The organism is Butyrivibrio sp. DSM 10294 (assembly GCF_028539135.1).
GTDB lineage: Bacteria > Bacillota > Clostridia > Lachnospirales > Lachnospiraceae > Butyrivibrio.
Window position 1 is genome coordinate 63,767 of record NZ_JANSWL010000081.1, and the last position, 19,997, is coordinate 83,763.

At 45.9% G+C, this 19,997-nt stretch carries 12 protein-coding genes; 10 read left to right on the plus strand and 2 right to left on the minus strand.

Annotated features, from left to right (window positions below; genetic code table 11):
* Positions 1-5: 5 nt before the first annotated feature.
* From NXH67_RS12560 to NXH67_RS12590, 7 genes are all read left to right on the plus strand, one after another.
* Entirely contained in the window at positions 6-914 is a 909-nt protein-coding gene (locus NXH67_RS12560) for a carbohydrate ABC transporter permease (protein ID WP_022777738.1), read from the plus strand.
* Positions 907-1,917: a carbohydrate ABC transporter permease gene (locus tag NXH67_RS12565; protein WP_022777739.1), complete on the plus strand. Its 1,011-nt coding sequence runs from the start codon at positions 907-909 to the stop codon at positions 1,915-1,917. Before NXH67_RS12560 ends, NXH67_RS12565 begins: the two co-directional genes overlap by 8 nt.
* 391 nt (positions 1,918-2,308) lie before the next feature.
* Positions 2,309-3,808 carry an ABC transporter substrate-binding protein gene (locus tag NXH67_RS12570; RefSeq protein ID WP_022777740.1) on the plus strand — a complete coding sequence of 500 codons (1,500 nt, stop codon included), beginning with the start codon at positions 2,309-2,311 and terminating at the stop codon, positions 3,806-3,808.
* Positions 3,809-3,956: 148 nt separating this feature from the next.
* A complete protein-coding gene (locus NXH67_RS12575) occupies positions 3,957-4,910 on the plus strand; it encodes a hypothetical protein (RefSeq protein ID WP_022777741.1) in 954 nt (317 codons plus the stop codon).
* 54 nt (positions 4,911-4,964) lie between these two features.
* A complete protein-coding gene (locus NXH67_RS12580; RefSeq protein WP_272797581.1) occupies positions 4,965-6,710 on the plus strand; it encodes an SGNH/GDSL hydrolase family protein in 1,746 nt (581 codons plus the stop codon).
* Between the two features lie 30 nt (positions 6,711-6,740).
* Complete coding sequence (locus tag NXH67_RS12585; RefSeq protein WP_272797582.1) at positions 6,741-9,656, plus strand: glycosyl hydrolase 115 family protein; 2,916 nt, start codon at positions 6,741-6,743, stop codon at positions 9,654-9,656.
* Between the two features lie 98 nt (positions 9,657-9,754).
* On the plus strand, positions 9,755-11,263 hold the full coding sequence (locus tag NXH67_RS12590; protein WP_272797583.1) for a family 43 glycosylhydrolase: 1,509 nt from the start codon (positions 9,755-9,757) through the stop codon (positions 11,261-11,263).
* A gap of 135 nt (positions 11,264-11,398) precedes the next feature.
* Here NXH67_RS12590 and NXH67_RS12595 read toward each other — a convergent pair whose 3' ends face one another.
* The gene (locus NXH67_RS12595) at positions 11,399-11,962 is read right to left on the minus strand and encodes a TIGR01440 family protein (RefSeq protein WP_272797584.1); all 564 of its coding nucleotides are present in this window, start codon (positions 11,960-11,962) and stop codon (positions 11,399-11,401) included.
* Positions 11,963-11,977: 15 nt separating this feature from the next.
* Complete coding sequence (locus NXH67_RS12600) at positions 11,978-12,583, minus strand: ECF transporter S component (RefSeq protein ID WP_272797585.1); 606 nt, start codon at positions 12,581-12,583, stop codon at positions 11,978-11,980.
* Positions 12,584-12,715: 132 nt separating this feature from the next.
* On the opposite strand from NXH67_RS12600, the gene pdxR reads away from it, so the two are divergent.
* The 3 genes from pdxR (at position 12,716) to NXH67_RS12615 (ending at position 19,983) form a co-directional block, all read left to right on the plus strand.
* A complete protein-coding gene (gene pdxR / locus NXH67_RS12605; RefSeq protein WP_272797586.1) occupies positions 12,716-14,161 on the plus strand; it encodes a MocR-like pyridoxine biosynthesis transcription factor PdxR in 1,446 nt (481 codons plus the stop codon).
* A 116-nt stretch (positions 14,162-14,277) separates the two neighbouring features.
* Complete coding sequence (locus NXH67_RS12610; RefSeq protein ID WP_022777748.1) at positions 14,278-16,416, plus strand: EAL domain-containing protein; 2,139 nt, start codon at positions 14,278-14,280, stop codon at positions 16,414-16,416.
* A gap of 30 nt (positions 16,417-16,446) precedes the next feature.
* On the plus strand, positions 16,447-19,983 hold the full coding sequence (locus tag NXH67_RS12615; RefSeq protein WP_272797587.1) for a PD-(D/E)XK nuclease family protein: 3,537 nt from the start codon (positions 16,447-16,449) through the stop codon (positions 19,981-19,983).
* Positions 19,984-19,997 lie beyond the last annotated feature (14 nt).

The following is a 19,997-nucleotide window of genomic DNA, read 5'->3' on the forward strand; positions in this document are numbered from 1 at the left end:
AAGTTATGAGTAAACAGAAAAACAAATTAGCCGGGCTTCAGAAGCGTAAGGCTATATCGGGATATTTATTCATATCCCCCTTCATAATCGGATTTTTGGTCTTCATGATCAAACCACTTTTTGAGTCTTGCTACATGAGCTTTTGTGAGGTTAACCTTGCAGCAGGAAAAGTTACCAAGACTCTCAACGGAATAACCAATTACATCTTCGCTTTCAGAGTAGATCCTGAGTTTAACAGGCTACTCTGGGAGGAAGTTTCCAGAATGATCGTTTATTCACTGGCTATTATCGTATTTAGTTTCTTTGTGGCTCTGATACTTAATCAGAAGTTCCACGGAAGAGCACTCGTAAGAGCGATTTTCTTCCTGCCGGTTATCCTTTCATCAGGTGTAATCGTAGGACTTGAGTCAAATAACCAGCTTATGGCTCAGCTGGCACAGACAATCGAGCAGTCAACGGGAAATGTAAGTATTACAGGTGCCCTTGAGAGTATTCTCAGAACTGCCGGTGTAGGTGTAAGAGCCTATGAGAAGGTCTTCGAAGTAATTGATAACATCTACGATGTTGCACTTGCTTCAGGTATTCAGATCATCATCTTCCTCTCAGGTCTCCAGACAATTTCCTCCAGCATGTACGAAGCTGCGGATATTGAGGGATGTACCAAGTGGGAGAGCCTGTGGAAGATCACCTTCCCTATGATCAGCTCACTTTTCCTTGTTAACTGGGTATATACAGTAGTTGATTTCTGTATGAGATCCGATAACGCGGTAATTGAGAAGATTCAGACAGTTATGATCGATCAGCAGCAGTACGGTAATGCATCTGCAATGTCATGGGTTTACTTCCTGTTAGTACTTGCTTTTGTAGGTGTTACATCATTTTTCATTTCAAAGAGGGTTTATTACTATGACTAAGACGGAGAATAAAGCAGGATATGCAAAACAGAGTTTTTGGGAAAGAAACAAACTCTCCGGCGGTTATCTCCTGCAGAAAGTAATAACAGAAAGAGCGGTCAGCATTATAAGATTCATTCTTTTATTCGGAATGTGCTTCCTGATCCTTAAGCCTATTTTCAACAAGATTTCAGTCAGCTTCATGACTGAGAAGGACCTGTACAATCCTATCGTTATCTCCATCCCGGAGCATTTCACGACAGGTAACTACAGACTTGCAGCTGAGCTTATGAACTACAAAACAGCTGTGCTTAATTCACTTCTTATTGCACTTACCGTTGCTGCACTTCAGATTGCGGTATGTACACTGGTTGGATACGGATTCGCAAGATTTGAATTTCCGCTCAAGAAATTCTGGTTTGCAATGGTCATCCTTGTAATCCTGATTCCTCCGCAGACAATCGCCAGCTCACTGCACCTTCACTTCAGATTCTTTGATATTTTGGGAATCTTCAAGCTGTTAACAGGTGATTCGATTAACCTTCGAGGCTCCAAGCTTCCTTATTACCTTATGAGTGCAGGATGTATGGGACTTAAGAACGGATTGTACATTTACATGATCCGTCAGTACTTCAGAAACATCCCCGGTGACCTTGAAGAAGCAGCTTACGTTGACGGATGCGGAACACTTAAGACTTTCATAAGGATCATGCTTCCTCAGGCTAAGCCCATCATCACTTCCTGTTTCCTGTTTGCCTTTGTATGGCAGTGGACAGACGGATTCTATTCCAGAATGTTCCTTGGAAACACCAAGCTTGTAAGTACCGGACTTTCCAGAATTGTAGACAGTCTCGGTGCATACATCCAGAGAATCAACGGAGTTAAGACAACAATTTCAGTTGCTTATTCCAACTGTATTCTTGCAACCGGAACACTTATGATCATCGTTCCCCTGATCGTTCTCTACCTCTTCGCACAGCGTTCCTTCGTAGAGAGTATTTCAGCAACAGGTATCAAGATGTGAGCGATATAGGGACTCAAGGTCAAGCGCAGTTTGTGCTTGCACGAAACTGTGCTTGACTTTGAGGACCGAACGTACATGAGGAAGTAGCGCGGTAGTGCGGATTCCGAATGGACGTAGCGGTTCGACAGCGTAAGCGGAGAAGCGCGGATATCGCGAACATAGTAGAGGGCATCACCTGATTTCCTTTATTTTATCGATAACTTTTCGGGTAGCCAATTCGCATTATTGTACAAAACCACCAAATTTTCATCACAAAAACCTACCGATAATAGCAACATTTGGTGGCACATAGCAAAAAATGATTATCAAGATAATGTAAAAAAACATATAATAAAAATATATGTTTTTATATATCCCATGTGGGGGTACAACTTAAAAGGAGGATTTAAGTATGAGAAAGTCTTTAACAACAAAGACAACAGCCGCTATTATGGCGGCAGCTACACTTGTTAGCATGACAGCCTGCGGTGACAACACAAACGGCGGTGCTACAACAGAGACACCTGCAGACACAACTGCAACTGAGGCACCTGCAGCAGAGACACCTGCAGCAGAGGCTACAACAGAGGCAGCTGCTGAGGAAGCTCCATCTGACGAGTATGATCCTTATCAGATCATCACTGATGATTCAGGCAACCCTGTAGACCTTGGCGGAATGGAAATCGTTATCCGTGACTGGTGGTCAGGCGATGAGGCAGAGCCTCAGAACGAGTATGAGGAAGCTCTTAAGGATTACAGAGATTGGATCCAGGAGACCTACAACTTCACTCTTAAGCAGACAGCTATGTCTGACTGGGGTTCAACACCTACAGATTTCGTAGATTACGCTACAACAGGCGGCGACGAGAACTATATATTCATCCTTCGTGATGATCCGGCTATCACATCCGCTATGGCTAACGGCCTTATGTATGACCTTTCAACTCTGGATTGCCTTGACTTCAACGATGTTAAGTTCCAGAGAAACCTTCTTCACAAGCAGTATTCTAAGGGAGACAGCATCTACGCTATGTTCGCCGGCTATTCAGAGGCACGTACAGGTGTATACTTCAACAAGAGACTTCTTACAGAAGCAGGAATCGATCCTGAGTCAGTTTACGATATGCAGGCTGACGGAACATGGACATGGGATAAGTTCGAAGAGCTTATGAGCAAGGTTCAGCAGGATAAGGACAACGATGGTACAATCGATGTTTACGGTCTTACACTTAACGAAGGTAACATGACAACAGCTGCTGTATTCTCAAACGGCGGTTCTTACATCGACAAGGATGCAAACGGAAACTTCGTATACAACCTTGAGTCACCCGAGACCCTTGAGGCTCTTGAGTGGACAGTTAAGATCTTTGATACATATGATGCAGAAGTAGCTAACCCTGAGGGTGCTGAGTGGGATTACTACAAAGAGCAGTTCATCAACGGTCAGGCAGCATTCATGGTAGAAGATGAGTATGCAGGTTGCCCTGGTAACTTCCTTGAGGATATGCAGGATGAGATCGGATTCGTAATGTTCCCTAAGGGACCTAAGATGAACGATTACATCAACGTTTGGTCAAACAACCCTGCTGCTATCCCTGGATGCTATGATGCAGACAAGGCTTGGAAGATCGCATTTGCTTGGAATCTCTGGACACAGGCTCCTTCAGCTGAGTACCTTGACTACAACGGATACCTTTCAACAGCACGTAACGGTAAGTTCGATGAGAGAGCTGTTGATGAGACTATCACAATGATGACAGAGAAGGGTACTGTTGCTTACCATGGAATGGTTCCTAACCTCAACCTTGGTTCAGACTTCGTATGGAACATTGGACCTGGCGCTGTTGTATCAGAGCAGGTTGAAGCTATCCGTGATACATGGAAGTCTTATGTAGATGAGGCTAACAAATAATTAGCACAGACTACAGATAAGCATTTAGCTTAATGCCGGTCAAGGCAAAAGTTACTTTTGCCTTGACCGTTTTATTAAGGGAAAAAGGTTGTAGGAACCCTTTTTCATTTAATAAAACGGTCAGTTTATAAAGACAGAGGTGTTAAAAATGAATAAAGTCAGATTTCATCTTCCGGGGCTTAGGTACAATTTCCCGCTCAACATGTTTTGGATCAGTTTGCTTGAGCAGCATCCGGAATACTTCAGAGAAGGCGTAGAGATCGCCTCATTCTTCGGTGCTTTCCCATTCTCTCTATGGAATGGCGGAAGACTTCTGGGAAATGATCAGTGTGATGCAGGCTTTGTTAAGCATGTTATCGCATCTATTAACAAAAAGAATATTCCTGTCAGATTCACCTTTACCAATCCACTAATTAAAGAGGAAGACCTTGCTGATCCCTTCTGTAATTTCTGTTTGAAGGAAGGCGACAACGGCATGAACGAGGTGCTTGTTTTTTCACCTATACTTGAGGAGTACATCAGGGAGAATTATCCCTCCTACAAGATTGACTCCACAACCTGCAAGGAGATCAAGAGCGTAGAAACTCTTAATGCCGAACTTGAGAAGGATTACAAGTACGTGGTTCTTGACTATAACATGAACAATCAGTGGGATCTGATAGAGCAGCTGAATCATAAAGACAAGCTGGAGGTCCTTATCAATGCTCTCTGTGTACCAAATTGTGAGAGACGCGGCGATCATTACAAAAATATCGCTCTTAATCAGAAGATTGTTCAGGAGAACAGGAATCTTCCTCCGGAAAAGAGAAAGCACATTATTCCCTGGACCTGCAAATACGGTGATATGAATTGTCTTTACACGATTCAGGATTATCCGACCTTCGTTTCACCGGAGCTTATCTGGGAGAAATATGTTCCCATGGGAATCAATAACTTCAAGATCGAAGGAAGAACAGCCAATCTGTTCTCACTTATAGAAACCTACTGCTTCTTCATGATTAAGCCCGAGAAGGTCGGTGAAGCAAGACTTCTTCTTCTCAGAAATCTTGAGGCAGCCAAGGTGATTCAGGTTAACAAGCCAAGACCCGGTGTATGGCCTTAATTGGCGGTGAAAAAAATATTGTATAGCAAAAAATGCAGTGTGGAGGAGATACAAATGGAAGCAGCAAAAAGCGTGAATAATGGAGGGCCGGTTGCTCCTAAGGATCCGGTAAAGAAACGTCCATTTTTCTTTATTATGCAGGGCAAGCAGGTATATGGTTCACCTCAGCCAGATGGAAGAGGTATCCAGTTCATCTATGAGAACGACGGAAGACTCATAGATGCCGCAAGACTTGCAGGCAATATCTCAGATGATTATATGCTGGAGCTTTTAAGAAGCACAGCAGGTTTCAGGAAGATGGTTCATTCCATCGGAGTCAGCGTTACAGGAAGAGTGCCGGATGAGAAGGTGAATTTTGTAATGCAGATGTATCCTAAGGCTCCCGGCGAGCCCGCCACCAGTATTGAGAAGGAACTGGATATGGACGGCATGGAGAACATCATAGAGCTTTCAGATGTAAACTGGCTTGCCAGCGACCATGAGATAGGTCAGACAAGATTTGAATTTGCAAGACCCGGAATTCAGGCCAGCGTAGACGTCAGATTTTACCTGAATGAGGGCTTTGTTGCTCCTATTCAGAGAGAAGAGACTCTTGTTAACTTTGAATCAGACAATTACAAAAAAATGATTGCAAGGAGCCTCAGACTTAAGGGTAACACCGGCAGGATCGAGGCGCTTCTTGCCAAGGCAGGAGCTGGAGAGGATATCACTCTTGGCTTTATCGGCGGTTCTATCACACAGGGCGCCGGAGCGATTCCTATTCACGAGAAATGCTATGCAAGGGTATTTGCAGACGAATTTGAGAAAAAGTATGCCAAGGGCGGTAAGGTTGACCTGGTAAAGGCCGGCGTGGGCGGAACACCCTCCGAGCTTGGAATGATCAGATTTGAGAGAGACGTACTCAGAGACGGCGTTAAGAAGCCGGATCTTATTGTAATAGAATTTGCAGTTAACGATGAAGGTGATGAGACCAAGGGCATATGCTTCGAGAGTCTTATCCGTAAGGCCTACAGCCTTCCCTGGAAGCCTGCGGTTGTAATACTGTTTGCAGTATTCTCCAATGACTGGAATCTTCAGGACAGATTGGGACCTGTAGGTGTACGTTACCAGATTCCAATGGTCAGTGTTCTTGATGCTGTATCACCACAGTTTATGCTCCTTCCCGAGGACGGCAGAGTCATTTCCAAGAACCAGTACTTCTATGATCAGTATCATCCAAGTAACCTTGGACATCAGATCATGAGCGACTGCATCATCAATCTTCTTGATGTGGTTAATGCTGAGCCTTCACAGTATGAGGAAGAGGTTGAGCTAGATAAGACAGAGCCCGCCATCGGAGCTGATTTTGAGAAGGTGGTACTCCTCGACAGAAAAGAAATGCCAAGACTTAAGAGCAGGTTTGGAATCGAGCTTGTGAGCGAGGGTTCATTTGCTGATATTGATAAGGATCTTCAGCACGTTGAGATGGACTCCGAGATCAAGCCTGTTCCCGAATTTCCTTACAACTGGTGCCATGAAGAAAACTCAGCAAACAATGATCCCTTCGTAATGAAGATTACCTGCTCCAAGCTTCTTCTGGTACACAAGGATTCAGGTCTTCCCAATGCAGGAGTCGGTGTTGTCTATGTTGACGGCAAGAAGGTTCTGGAGGCAGATCCTCTCAAGAACGGCTGGACACATTGCAACGCAGTGATCATACATAACGGCAAGCGTACCAAGGAGCACGAGATCAGAATAGAGCTTGCTCCCGGTATGGAGAAAAAGAAATTCACAATACTTGGTTTTGGTGTAGTGGAGTGATGTTATTTATAAAACAATGAGGGCGTAAATATGGAATACATAATTGGAAGCGATAACAGACAGATAGTACTTGGAGAAGACGAGTGGAGCGGAGTTAAGAAGATTGCAGCCAAGGTAGCAGGTGACATTAAGCTTGTTACGGACGCAGAGTATAAGGTTACAGAATCTACATCCGCTGGTGATTTCTCCGGAGGTGTTTATGCTGCAACTCTCGGTAAGAGCAGCCTTGCAAAAGAGCTTCTCGATAAGTGCGGAATTTCCGAGGACACACTCGCAGGTAAGCGTGAGTGCTACGCATTTCAGGTAGTGGAAACAGTGAACGGAGGCTCTGCCCTTGTTATTGTTGGAAGTGACAAGAGAGGAACAATCTATGGTCTGTTCCATATCTCAGATCTTCTGGGAGTCAGCCCCTGGGTGTATTTTGCAGACGTTTGCCCTAGGAAATGTGACAGCGTAGCACTTACAGATGCAGACAATTTTGTATCCAAAGAGCCTTCGGTTAAATACAGAGGTTTCTTTATTAACGATGAGTGGCCTTCCTTCGGAACCTGGACCTTCAAGCATTTTGGCGGCTTTACTGCCCAGATGTACGAGCATGTTTTTGAACTGATCCTTAGAATGAAGGGTAATTACCTCTGGCCTGCAATGTGGACCTCCAATTTCTCACTGGACGGCCCCGGGCTTGCCAATGCGGAGCTTGCTGATGAGCTGGGAATCGTTATGAGTAATTCCCATCATGAACCCTGCCTTCGTCACAGCGAGGAGTGGGATCTGGTTAAGGGCGATGATACCAAGTACGGCTCTGCCTGGAACTTCTCCAAGAACAGAGAGGGTCTTATTAATTACTGGAGAGACGGCCTGTCAAGAAACGGCAAGTTTGAAAACGTTGTCACCATGGGCATGCGAGGCGAGCGTGACAGCGAGGTTCTCGGAAGAGAAGCTACACTTCAGGACAACATCGATTATCTCAAGGATGTTATTACTGTTCAGAACAATCTGATAAAAGAGACTATCAGTGAAGATTTAGACAACGTTCCCAGAATGCTGGCAATATACAAGGAAGTTGAGAAATACTTCTACGGCGATGAGACCGCAGAGGGCCTTCGTTACTGGCCTGAGCTTGACGGAATCACCTGCATGCTCTGCGATGACAATTTCGCCAATATGAGAAAACTACCCGAGGAATTTGAAAAAGACCGCAGAGGCGGCTGGGGAATGTATTATCACTTCGATTATCACGGAGATCCCATTTCCTATGAATGGGTTAATTCAACTCATCTTAGCAAGGTATGGGAGCAGATGGGACAGGCCTATGAATCCGGAGTAAGAGACATCTGGATCGTCAATGTAGGTGACCTTAAGCCCCAGGAGCTTCCACTGTCCTTCTTTATGGACCTTGCCTATGACTTTGACAAGTGGGGAACCTCTAATACAGATTCTGCTACAGAGTATTTAAGGAACTGGGTTGAGCGTCAGTTTGCAGGATGCGAGGATGCATATGAGGATATTTATGCACTCCTTGATACTTATACTTATGTCAATTCCATCAGACGTCCTGAAGCATTGAATGAAAGGATATATCACCCCGTTAACTACGGCGAGGCTGAATATATGCTTCAGCTTGCAGATATCTCCGTATCCAAGGCAGAGGATCTCTGGGATAAGTTCAAAGAGACTCCGTTAAAGGATGCTTTTTACCAGCTGGTGTACTTCCCTGTATGTGCATCCATGAATCTTCTTGAGATGCAGCTATTTGCAGGAATCAACCATCATCTTGCAGGCCAGGGCAGACCATCTGCAAATATCTACGGAGGCCTCATCAATGAGTGTATGGACAGAGATTTAGAGCTCCAGAAGGGCTACTACGAATGCGCTGATGGTAAGTGGGACGGCATCATGGGCTCAGAGCACATGGGCTTTGTTCACTGGAATGATGAGGAGGCAAGATACCCGGTAGTTCATACCGTTATCCCTTCCAGAAGACCCAGAGTGGTTGTTGCAGGTTCCTACAGCGATTCTTACACCATGGGCGGTGATTGGACCAGACACCCGATCGTGCTTACTGGTCTGTGCAGCCCTACCTGCTTCTTCGAGAAGCTTGAGCTGGAGAATGCGGGAACAGGCGATATAGAGTGGAAGGTTACCGAGTGCGATGAATGGATCAGCCTTTCAGCCTCTGAGGGTGTTCTCAAGGAGGGCGATACGGACATCCTTGTGGTTACAACAGGTGACAATCTTCCCGAGGGCACATTTGTTGGCAAATTCGTGATCAAGGCAGCAATGTACAAGGTTGAAGTATATGTATGCGCAAGGAACTTCACCGAGGAGGAAGCGGCTATAGATCACTTTGTACCTGTTCTTCCGGATGAAGTGGCAGCATTTGTCAAAGAGAGTGATCTGGAACTGTCTATCGAGGCAGGAGAGCTGGAGCTGTCCGAGGATGAGGATGCACAGGCTCCTTCCTACAGAATAATAGATAATTACGGCAAATACGGAAGCGCAGCCAAGGCCTTCCCTGTGAACTGCGATTTCGGCAAGGTAGCAGCCGAGGATCTTCCTTCACTTACAGGAAGCTTCTATGTGCCTAAGGACGGCAAGTACGAGATCAGACTTATCACTGCACCCTGCAATCCTCTCAGCACCGAGAGCCTTCTTAGGGTAAAAATGGCTATTGATCCCGAGAGTACGACAGATGCAGCCTTTGAGAGCGTTACCACCGTTGGAGCTGACTACCAGGGCGGAGAGAGAACCTGTCCTGAGTGGGCTAAGGGTGTACTTGATAATCAGCATGAAACCGTGCTTACAAGGAACCTTTCCAAGGGATGGCACGACCTTACGATCCTTCCTCAGGATCCCGGCGTTGTTATAGAGAGACTTGTGATCAGAGAGGCAGCCTTTGCAAGAAAAGATGGTTATTTGCACAACTGCCCCGTAAGAGGTTTTTAACGCAATATTAAGACATGAAATGGCAAGATATAACAAGACATTGCGGCGTTTTATGGGTATCATAAAACAATGATAAGCAACAGAAAGGTATAGGAAAAATGAAGAAACAGATTTTTAACCCGATTTTGCCTCTGGATGTATGCATTCCCGACGGCGAGCCCCACGTATTTGGTGACAGAGTATATATTTATGGTTCACATGACAAGGAAGGCGGAGAGACTTTCTGTATGCTGGATTATACCGTATATTCCGCACCTGTTGATGACCTTAAGTCATGGAGAAAAGAGGGCGTTATCTACAAGGCAACACAGGATCCCGATTACAATGAGAGGCCTTATATGTATGCACCTGACTGCGTAAGAGGTAATGACGGCAAGTACTATCTCTACTATGCTATGTCAGGCCCCTTCGGACAGGGTGGCTATTTCGGACCTATCCAGGTAGCTGTATGCGATACACCTGCCGGAGAGTTCAAATATCTTGGTTTTGTTAAGAACCCCGACGGAACTCCTGCACAGGATTTCGTATGCTTCGATCCCGGTCTTCTTAACGACAACGGCAGAATCTTCCTTTATTCCGGTACACAGTATCAGTTTGAAGAGGAAGAAGATTTCTTTGAGAATGAGGAATCAATCAAATCAGAGATGACAATGTTCAACCGCTCAAGAGAAGAGATCCTTGAGAAGGCTAAGAAGGGCAGTGTCATGGGCCCTATCGTTATGGAGCTTGAGGATGACATGATGACCCTTAAGGGACCTGCCAAGCATCTTATCCCTTACAACATCAAGGGCACAAGCTTTGAGGAGCATCCTTTCTTCGAGGCCAGCTCAATGCGTAAGGTAGGAGATAAATACTACTACATCTATTCTTCACAGCAGAACCACGAGCTGTGCTACGCAACCAGTGATTATCCGGACAGAGACTTCACCTTTGGCGGAACTCTTGTTTCCAATGGAGATGTAGGCTTTAACGGCAGAACACTTGATGATAAGATGAATATGACAGGTACTACTCACGGAAGCATTGAGAACATCAACGGTGAGTGGTATGTATTCTACCACAGACTTACACACAAGTCCGATTACAGCAGACAGGCCTGCGCAGAGAAGATCACAATCAATCCCGATGGTTCCATCAATCAGGTTGAGATCACCAGCTGCGGTCTTAACGGCGGTCCTCTTGTAGCTGAGGGTGAGTATCCCGCACCTATCGCCTGCAACATCACCAACGGCAAGATGCCTCACGGCTGCAACAGAATCTTCACAGATTCCTTCCCTAACGTTAACAACGACGGCGACGAGAAGTATATCGATGAGATCTGTGAGGGAACACTTATCGGATACAAGTACTTTGATTTCAAGGACGTAACCAAGGTTACAGTAAGAGCAAGACTTGACGTTAACAACAACGATCCTGTTGACGCAGATGCTAAGCTCGAGGTAAGACTTGAGGAGAAGGGACCTGCTATCGCAGAGCTTCCTGTTGGTGGAGTTGACAAGACCTGGAAGGAGTTCTCAGTAGAATTTGATGCCGTTAACGGTGTACATCCTTTATTCTTCGTATACCACGGCAAGTGCAGAATCCAGATCAAGGAACTTATTTTCTGATAATAACAACGTAATTTATGACCTGCATAATTTGACTGACAAGAAGGGCCCCGGCATTTAGCCGAGGCCCTTCACTTTATTATTGCAGAGCTGTTTAAGTGAAATATGTCAGTGGTTCGCAGGCTCAATTACATATCACATCAGTGCTTCATCGTAGATGGCGCGCTGTCCGCCCACATATTTGGGGCGATGTCTTGCGCAAATGATGGGAGCTGCTCCGATCTTCCTGAGGGAGATACGAAGAGGTACCACTACGCTGTGCATGTGCATTCCTATCATGGTTCCGCCGATGTCTATACCTGCGTCGGCCTTGCCCTGTATGGTCTCCACCAGCACGGGATCCTTGAATCTCTGATAGCATACTGTGGCAAATGCGCCTCCCGCATGATTTGGCTGAGGTATTGCATTGACCTGTTCAAAGCCGTAGCGCTCCATGGTCTTCCTTTCAACTACCAGCGCTCTGTTTAAATGCTCGCAGCACTGGGCTGCTGCAAAGATACCGTTTTCCTCAAGTACGGGAATGATGCCGTCAAATACAGCATTGGCTGAATCCAGATTGGTGGCGGTTCCTATCTGATCTCCGAGAATCTCGCTGGAGGAGCAGCCGATTACGAATATTGAGCCCTTTTTGAGCTTCGCTGCTGCAAGGATCTCCTGCACAGCCTGTCTGCTCTGAGCTGTTATTTCCTTAAAATCCATGATTTTTTACCTTCTTTATTTTTGATGTGGGCTTAAAGTATTTTTGACACCCACTTCATTATACTCCATCCTGGCAAAAATTCTATTAAGGCCGCCTTTGAAACACAGAAGAAGTGAGCCGATAACCCCAAGCAGCGCCTGGGCGATCTCATAGGGAAGCTTTAAAACAGCATCCACATAGGTGCTGTATACGTAGATCTTGCCAAGAGTATAGCCAACAACCATAATAACGCCGCCTATAAGTGTTGCGATAAGACTAAGTGAAAAATGCGCTCTGGCGGATCTGTTCCTGACAGCCCTGTGGGCGATGATGGATACCACCGCAGCCTGAAGTCCGTGGGTGACGAGAGAAACGAACATCGGAGCAGGATAAAAGAGCAGGTCTCCCAGGAAGGAACCGATTCCGCCCACAATAAATGCTGCCACAGGATCAAGCAGAAGTGCAGCGGTGCAGATGATGGTGTCACACAGGTACAGGTGTCCGCCGGGAACGGGAATACCGAAGCTTGATACGATTATGTTAAGTCCCATGAAAATGGCGGTGATGGTAAGCCATCTCACAGGGTTGGTGCTCCTCAGGGAGCTTTTCTTGTCGGTGCTGACTGAAGTACTTGTGCTCATTGTTCTGTCTCCTTTGATTCATTATTTTCATTTTCCTAAGAATATACTACAATGTTGGTATTATAAAAATATACAATCCTAGTATTTATTTAAATACCAGTTATAAAAAGCAATTCAGAGGAGACGGAAAACATGCTTACTTATGACCTTAGTAAGACCGACGGGGCCAAATATTTAAAGCTATACGAACTGATCAAAAAGGATATCACAGGAGGCGTGATTGCTGCAGGAGAAAAGCTCCCTTCAAGAAGAAGCTTTGCCAACAACCTCGGAGTCAGCACCGTCACCGTTGACAATGCCTACGATCAGCTCCTACAGGAGGGATATATATATTCCCTTCCCAAGAAGGGGTATTTTGTGGAGAAGATAAATCGTATCAGTGCGCCCAGCAGTAAGCTTACCGGTAAGGCCGGTGGGGATAAAAAAGAAAAGCTCAACATGCAAGGAAACAGTATGTTTGATCCTAATCCTCCGGTAGTCTACTTTGACTTCTCCTCCAACAGGCCTGAGCTGTCCAATTTCCCTTTTTCTGTGTGGGCCAGGATTAACAGGAGCGTGATCGCAGATAAGAGCGAAGAACTCCTTAAGGTATCATATTCCACCGGTATATCGGACCTCAGGATGGCTATAGCAAGACATCTGTCCTCTTTTCGAGGAATGGACGTATCTCCGGAGCAGATCGTGGTGGGGGCAGGAACAGAGTATCTCTACGGCCTTATTATCAAGCTCCTTGGCAAGGATAAGAAGTATTGTCTGGAGAACCCCGGTTATAAGAAGATCAGACAGGTATACGACATGGAGGGCATTGACTACGGCTTTGCCGATCTGGACGACGAGGGGCTTAGCATCAGGGATCTGGTCAGAAACAAAGCAGATGTGGCCCATATCAGTCCCACCCACCATTTCCCGACGGGAGTCACCACACCTATCACAAGGCGCTACGAGCTACTGCACTGGGCAGGGGCAGAGGATGGCCGCTATATCATCGAGGACGACTATGACAGCGAATTTCGCCTGAGGGGGACGCCGATCCCAACGCTCCAGAGCATAGACAATGCGGAGAAGGTGATTTATATGAATACCTTTTCCAAATCCCTGACCTCCACCATCAGAATCAGCTATATGGTGCTTCCGCACCACCTGGCTGCGAAGTTTTATGAGGAGTTTTCCTTTTTGTCCTGCACCGTATCCACCTTTGACCAGTACACCTTGGCGCAGTTCATTGCAGGCGGCCATTTTGAGAAGCACATCAACCGTATGAGGATCAAATACAGCAAAAAAAGAGACAAAGTCCTTGAAATTATAGAAGCTATCCTGGGGGAGCCGGGGAAAGGCGGCTATGAGATCGAAGAAAACGATTCCGGCCTTCACTTTATCCTTAAGCTGAATACGAAATATTCCGACAGTGAGCTGGAGCAAAGACTCCTTAAGAAAAACATCAAAATATCGGCAGTTTCGGACTTTTATCATGGAACCAAGCCCGAGAATATAGGCAAATTCATATTCGACTATTCCAACATCAATCTGGACAAACTCCCGGAAGCTCTGAGGATTCTCAAAAAAGCCGCATCCATATGAGAAGTTTTATCGGCTGCGGATATAAGAGAAATTTAACAATTAGTGTAATGATATTATGATAAAATGATATCGTGGATTCGTATGAATATCACCCATGAAACGACATGAGGGGGCCTATGTTACAGCTTGATCAAAATGCATCCGGTAAGCCTGCGTCCATTGACGAGCTTACAGGTTTGCTTAATTTGACCGGTATTTTGGAAATCATTCAGGAAAGAGGACAGGACCTGGCATCAGAAAGTGCTGTCATCATTTATTTGAATGTCATGAATTTCAAGGCCTTCAATCAGCGCTATGGTTTTGCGGGAGGAAATGAGTTCCTTCGCGGTATGGCTACGGAGATCCGGGATATTTTTGCCGGAGACGTAGTTGCAAGAACCGGCGGCGATCAGTTTATCATTCTTACCAAATCCGTATCACATCAGGATATCGTTGACAGATTATTGACTCTGGACGAGGCTGCCCTTAAGCATGAGAAGGGGCTTCGCCTTCGTATTAAGGCCGGCATTTATCAGGCACAGGGAGATGAGAGCGACAGCGTTATCATGGTGGACCGCGCCAAGAGTGCCTGCGATGATATCATCAGAGTCTATGACAAGGACTACAATTTTTATTCCGAAGAACTCAAAAAGAAGAACGAACTTAGGCAGTATGTTATAGATAACTTCGAGAGCGCCTTCAAGAAGAAGTACTTCAAGGTATATTATCAGAGGGAAGTCAGGGCTCTTACGGGGAAAATCTGCGGCTATGAGGCCCTCGCCAGATGGATTGACCCTGAGATGGGCGTTATTTCACCCGTAATATTCGTGGAGGTACTTGAAAACGTTCACCTGGTACACAAGCTGGATATTTGCATCATTGATCAGGTGTGCCGTGAACTCAGGATTGATCTTGACAGAGGCTATGGAGTAGAACCTGTTTCCGTGAATCTTTCAAGACTTGATTTTGAGCTCTGTGATATTCTCAACGAGGTGGAAAAGTGCAGGCAAAACTATGACATTCCGGTTAGCCTTCTTAACATTGAGATCACAGAGAGCGCGGTAGCTTTCGGAGAGAATTTCTTAAACGACCAGATAAAAAGGTTCAGAGAAGCCGGTTATCAGGTATGGATGGACGACTTCGGCGCCGGCTACAGCTCCTTTAACAACCTTAAGATCTATGATTTTGACATGCTCAAGATCGATATGAATTTCCTTAGGGACTTTGAGACCAACAAAAGAACCAAGGTAATCTTATCCTCCATTGTGAACATGGCCAAGGAGCTGGGAATACACACCCTCGCTGAAGGCGTGGAGACTCAGGAACAATACGAATTCCTAAGAAGGATAGGCTGTGAGAGACTTCAGGGCTATCTTTTCGGCAAGCCCAAGCCCATGGAGGAATTCGAGACAGAAACAGACTATAGTCCTGAGGTATGTGAGGACAATGATTATTGCCGGTATTATGACGATATCGGTGAGATAAACTTCCTGGGAACAACGCCCCTTAGGGACAAGAGTATGGAGGTTGTCAATAACCTGCCCATCGCTATCATTGAGGTAGATGATAAAACAATACAGATACTGTATGCAAACAATGCTTTTGTTCAGATGCTAAGTACTATTGGCATTTCAAGTGTTCAGCAGGCAAATGAAATATATTCCGAGATTGGCTCCGACGATGTACGAAGTCTTATGGAAATGGCTGCCAGCGCAGAGAACTCCTATGATCACAGGGCTGAAGGCGATCGCATTGTAAACGGAAGCCTTTTGAACACCAAGATAAGGTTCCTGTCAAGACACGGCTCCAGGGCGGCCTATGCCACCGTGACAAGAAATCTTACCATATACGGTGACAGCAAGCTGGCCGACAATATCCATGTGGCCATGGCTCACGTTTTTAACCAGTACTTCAGAGTTGACCTCTATGATGAGGACGGAACAGTTGAGAATATCTTCCTGAACACCCGCCAATTCCCTGTTGCGGATGTTGAAAAGAATGCCGTCAAGGCGGTCCAGATGTACTCAAATATGTACATATACCCGGATGACAGGGAGAGATTCAGGAAATTCTATGACATAACCACCGTAAATGACAGGATTAAGGAGGCCGGCTCCCAGTATATAGTTGACTATTACCATTCAGCCATGCCCGGCGACGGCGGAAGAATGCAGATGTACATGATACTTCCTTTTTATTATAATAACAGATGGAAGTACATATCCTGCTGCAGATATGCGGATGAGATCAGCGACGAGCTGATATACGGCAATTAGGGGATATGATTAAAAGTATTGGGAGAAGATATGCTAAGATTTTGTTTTGGGGCAAGTGGCGCCGGAAAGAGCACCACACTATTTAGCGAGGCCATAGGCAGAAGCCTTGAGGATAACACTAAGCAGATTTTTATTATAGTTCCGGATCAGTTTACCATGCAGACCCAGAAGGATGTTGTCAGAATGCATCCCAAGGGGGCAATAATGAACATCGATGTACTGAGCTTTGGAAGGCTCTCCTATCGAATATTTGAGGAGACCGGCCTTGGCTCTTTTTCTGTGCTCGATGATCTGGGCAAGAGCCTGGTGCTGCGCCATGTTTCAGACCTTCTTGGGGACAAACTCCCTGTGATTGGCAAGAACATGCATAAGCCCGGCTATATAGATGAGGTTAAGTCTACAATCTCTGAGTTCATGCAGTACGGGATCGACGATGCCATGCTGGGCACTCTTATGGAAAAAAGCACCGAGAAGCGGGCACTTAATTCCAAGCTCCGGGACCTTCGCCTTCTCTACAGCGAATTTCTCAAATATATCGAAGGCAATTACATAACCACCGAAGAGACTCTGGACGTTCTGTGCAGAGCTATTGATTGTTCCAGGATTCTTAAAGATTCCATTGTGATTTTTGACGGATTTACCGGTTTTACCCCCATTCAGTACAGGGTTATCAAAAAGCTCCTTGCCATAGCCGATGAGGTGGTGGTATCAGTGACCATCAGCCCTAATGAGGATCCCTACGCGGATTCCTTCGAAGAGCAGGACCTTTTTATGCTGGGCAAAAAGACCGTAAGAGACCTTGAAAAGCTCATGTACGAGGTGGAGAAGGAGAACCTGGGCTCAGTGGGGAGCCTGCCTGACTTTAATTCCTACAGGGCACTTCTTCATGAGAAAAACAGGGATATCAGACTTACAAACAGTCCCGTGTTCCGCCTTAAGGATAACCCGCCTCTGGCATTTCTTGAAGAGAACCTGTTCAGATATAACACCGGTAAATATTCGGGAGAAAATAGTTCAGTTGAGATATACAGCGCCGCAAGTCCCGCAGAGGAGATAAGGCAGACCATGATCAAGATCTCCGACCTTATAAGGCAGGGAGAACTCGCCTACAGGGATATTGCTATTGTCTGCGGATCCCTTGAGGACTACGGGGATATCATCAGCAGGGAAGCGGACAAATTCGGGATTCCCGTCTACATCGACAAGAATGTGGCTCTTATGCTGAACCCCTTTGTGGAATATGTGACCAGCGCCATTAACACGGTAATTTCCGGTTACAAATATGAGGACCTCTTCCATTACATGAGAAGCGGAATGACAGATTTTTCCGAAGATGACACAGATATTCTCGAGAACTATGTCAGAGCCCTTGGAATAAACGGAAGGAAGCAGTGGGAGGACAAGTTCCTCAGAAGAATGCCAAGGCGCTTCAAGCCAAGGAATAATGCAGAGGACCTCAAGGAAGTTGAGCTTCTTGCGAAACTTGAAGCCATGAGAGAGGCGATAACGCAGCAGTTGAAACCTCTTTTTGAACAAAAAACAGGCACAGTATCCGAGATAACGAAGGCTCTGATATCTGTGATTGAAGCTAATAATTCCAAGGAAAAGCTCCTTGCCTACGCAGACCGTTTCAGACAGGCAGGAAATATCCGTAAAGCAAGGGAGTACGACCAGATCTACGACAAGATCATGAATCTGCTCCTTCAGATGAACAGCCTTATAGGGAGCGAGAGCCTGTCCCTTGAGGAATACAGGGATATCCTCAGCGTTGGCTTTGGAAACATCGAGGTTGGTACCATTCCTCAGGATGTGGACAGAATAATCGTGGGAGATATTGAGCGAAGCAGGCTCAAGGAGATCAGAGCCTTGTTCTTCATGGGCGTAAATGACGGCGCCATTCCGTCGAACCAGGGAGGTGGCGGCATTCTATCCGATATAGACAGGCAGTTCCTCTCGGAGCTTGATACCGGAATTGAGCTGGCGCCAACACCCAGGCAGCAGATGTATATTCAGAGGCTCTATCTGTATATGAACCTCACCAAGCCCACAGATAAGCTATTCCTGTCCTATGCAGAGATTGACAAGGAGGGCAAGTCGCTAAGACCTGCCTATCTGATACCCAAGCTCCAGTCCATGTTTGAGGGACTTACGGTGCAAAGACCCCAGGAGGGCTCCTTTGAATCCCAGAATGTATCGGTGAGAGACAGCTATGACACCATGTCGGAGATGCTAAGAAGCTATGCGGAGGGCACTCTTTTCAAGGAAAAGACAGGGGAGTTTTATACCCTCTACAAGGTGCTAAGGGACTATTCAGAGCAGGATAACCTCCTTAATAAGCTGACAGAGGCTGCTTTTTCCCATTATGACAACAAGCCCCTTGCCAAGGAACTGGCAAGAGCCCTGTACGGTGCAACCCTTGAGAACAGCGTAAGCCGCCTGGAGAAGTTTGCGTCCTGTTGCTACGCTCATTTCCTCAGCTACGGAATGCATCTTCAGGACAGAAAAGAGTATGTCATCGATCCTTCCGACCTCGGAAATATCTATCATGAAGTGCTGGAGCAGTACACAGGGGAGATTATCACCAGGAAGATCGATTTCAGGAATATATCCAAAGAGGAATCGGATGCGATATTAAAACAAGCTTTAATAACATGTGCTGACAAATACGGAAATACAATTCTTTACAGCAATTCCAGAAATCAGTACCTGATAGAGCGTATTCATCGCATTCTTTCAAGAACGGTTGATACCTTAAAATATCAGATCTCCAAGGGCCGCTTTGAGCCTGCCTTCGTGGAGATGAACTTCCGGGAAGCCGGAGATATAGAGGAGATCAACGTAACCCTTTCTGAGAAAGAAAAGACTGAAATTATTGAAAAAATGCACCTCAGGGGAAGGATTGACCGGATTGATCTGTACGAAGATCCTGAGCACGTATATGTCAAGGTCATCGATTTTAAGTCCGGAGGAAAGAAACTTAGCATCGCATCGCTCTACCACGGGCTTTCGCTTCAGTTAGTAATGTATATGAATGTTGCCCTGGCGGCAGAAAAAAATAAAAATCCAAATAAGGAAATCGTCCCTGCGGCGCTCCTGTACTACCATGTAGACGATCCCATCGTCCCGGGGCAGGAAGACTTGCAACCGGATGATATCAATGAACTTATAAGGGCCAAACTTCGCACCACAGGCCTTGTAAATGCAGATCCGGACGTGGTTCAGATGCTTCACGAGGGACTTGAAGCCAAATCTGACGTCATCCCCGTAAGGCTCAAGCAAAACGGTGACTACGCCAAGGAGTCTTCAGTAGTCTCCAATGAGGATTACGCCTGCATTTCCAAATATGTGAACAAGAAGATAAGGGAATTTGGCAGGAGAATACTGGACGGAGATATAACCGTTAACCCTTACGAGGCAGGGCAGAGGAGCTCCTGTACCTATTGCGATTACAAGTCCGTCTGCGGCTACGACGAGAGGATCCCCGGCTATTCCAAGAGGAAGCTGGCCATGAAGGACGAGGATGCGCTTGATGCCATTCGCAGCGAATTTACGGATAATAACAACTGATAACAGGTGAAACA

Coding starts and splice junctions, on each gene's coding strand:
- NXH67_RS12560 (WP_022777738.1), top strand. CDS start 6: ATGAGTAAACAGAAAAACAAATTAGCCGGGCTTCAGAAGCGTAAGGCT.
- NXH67_RS12565 (WP_022777739.1), top strand. CDS start 907: ATGACTAAGACGGAGAATAAAGCAGGATATGCAAAACAGAGTTTTTGG.
- NXH67_RS12570 (WP_022777740.1), top strand. CDS start 2,309: ATGAGAAAGTCTTTAACAACAAAGACAACAGCCGCTATTATGGCGGCA.
- NXH67_RS12575 (WP_022777741.1), top strand. CDS start 3,957: ATGAATAAAGTCAGATTTCATCTTCCGGGGCTTAGGTACAATTTCCCG.
- NXH67_RS12580 (WP_272797581.1), top strand. CDS start 4,965: ATGGAAGCAGCAAAAAGCGTGAATAATGGAGGGCCGGTTGCTCCTAAG.
- NXH67_RS12585 (WP_272797582.1), top strand. CDS start 6,741: ATGGAATACATAATTGGAAGCGATAACAGACAGATAGTACTTGGAGAA.
- NXH67_RS12590 (WP_272797583.1), top strand. CDS start 9,755: ATGAAGAAACAGATTTTTAACCCGATTTTGCCTCTGGATGTATGCATT.
- NXH67_RS12595 (WP_272797584.1), bottom strand. CDS start 11,962: ATGGATTTTAAGGAAATAACAGCTCAGAGCAGACAGGCTGTGCAGGAG.
- NXH67_RS12600 (WP_272797585.1), bottom strand. CDS start 12,583: ATGAGCACAAGTACTTCAGTCAGCACCGACAAGAAAAGCTCCCTGAGG.
- pdxR (WP_272797586.1), top strand. CDS start 12,716: ATGCTTACTTATGACCTTAGTAAGACCGACGGGGCCAAATATTTAAAG.
- NXH67_RS12610 (WP_022777748.1), top strand. CDS start 14,278: ATGTTACAGCTTGATCAAAATGCATCCGGTAAGCCTGCGTCCATTGAC.
- NXH67_RS12615 (WP_272797587.1), top strand. CDS start 16,447: ATGCTAAGATTTTGTTTTGGGGCAAGTGGCGCCGGAAAGAGCACCACA.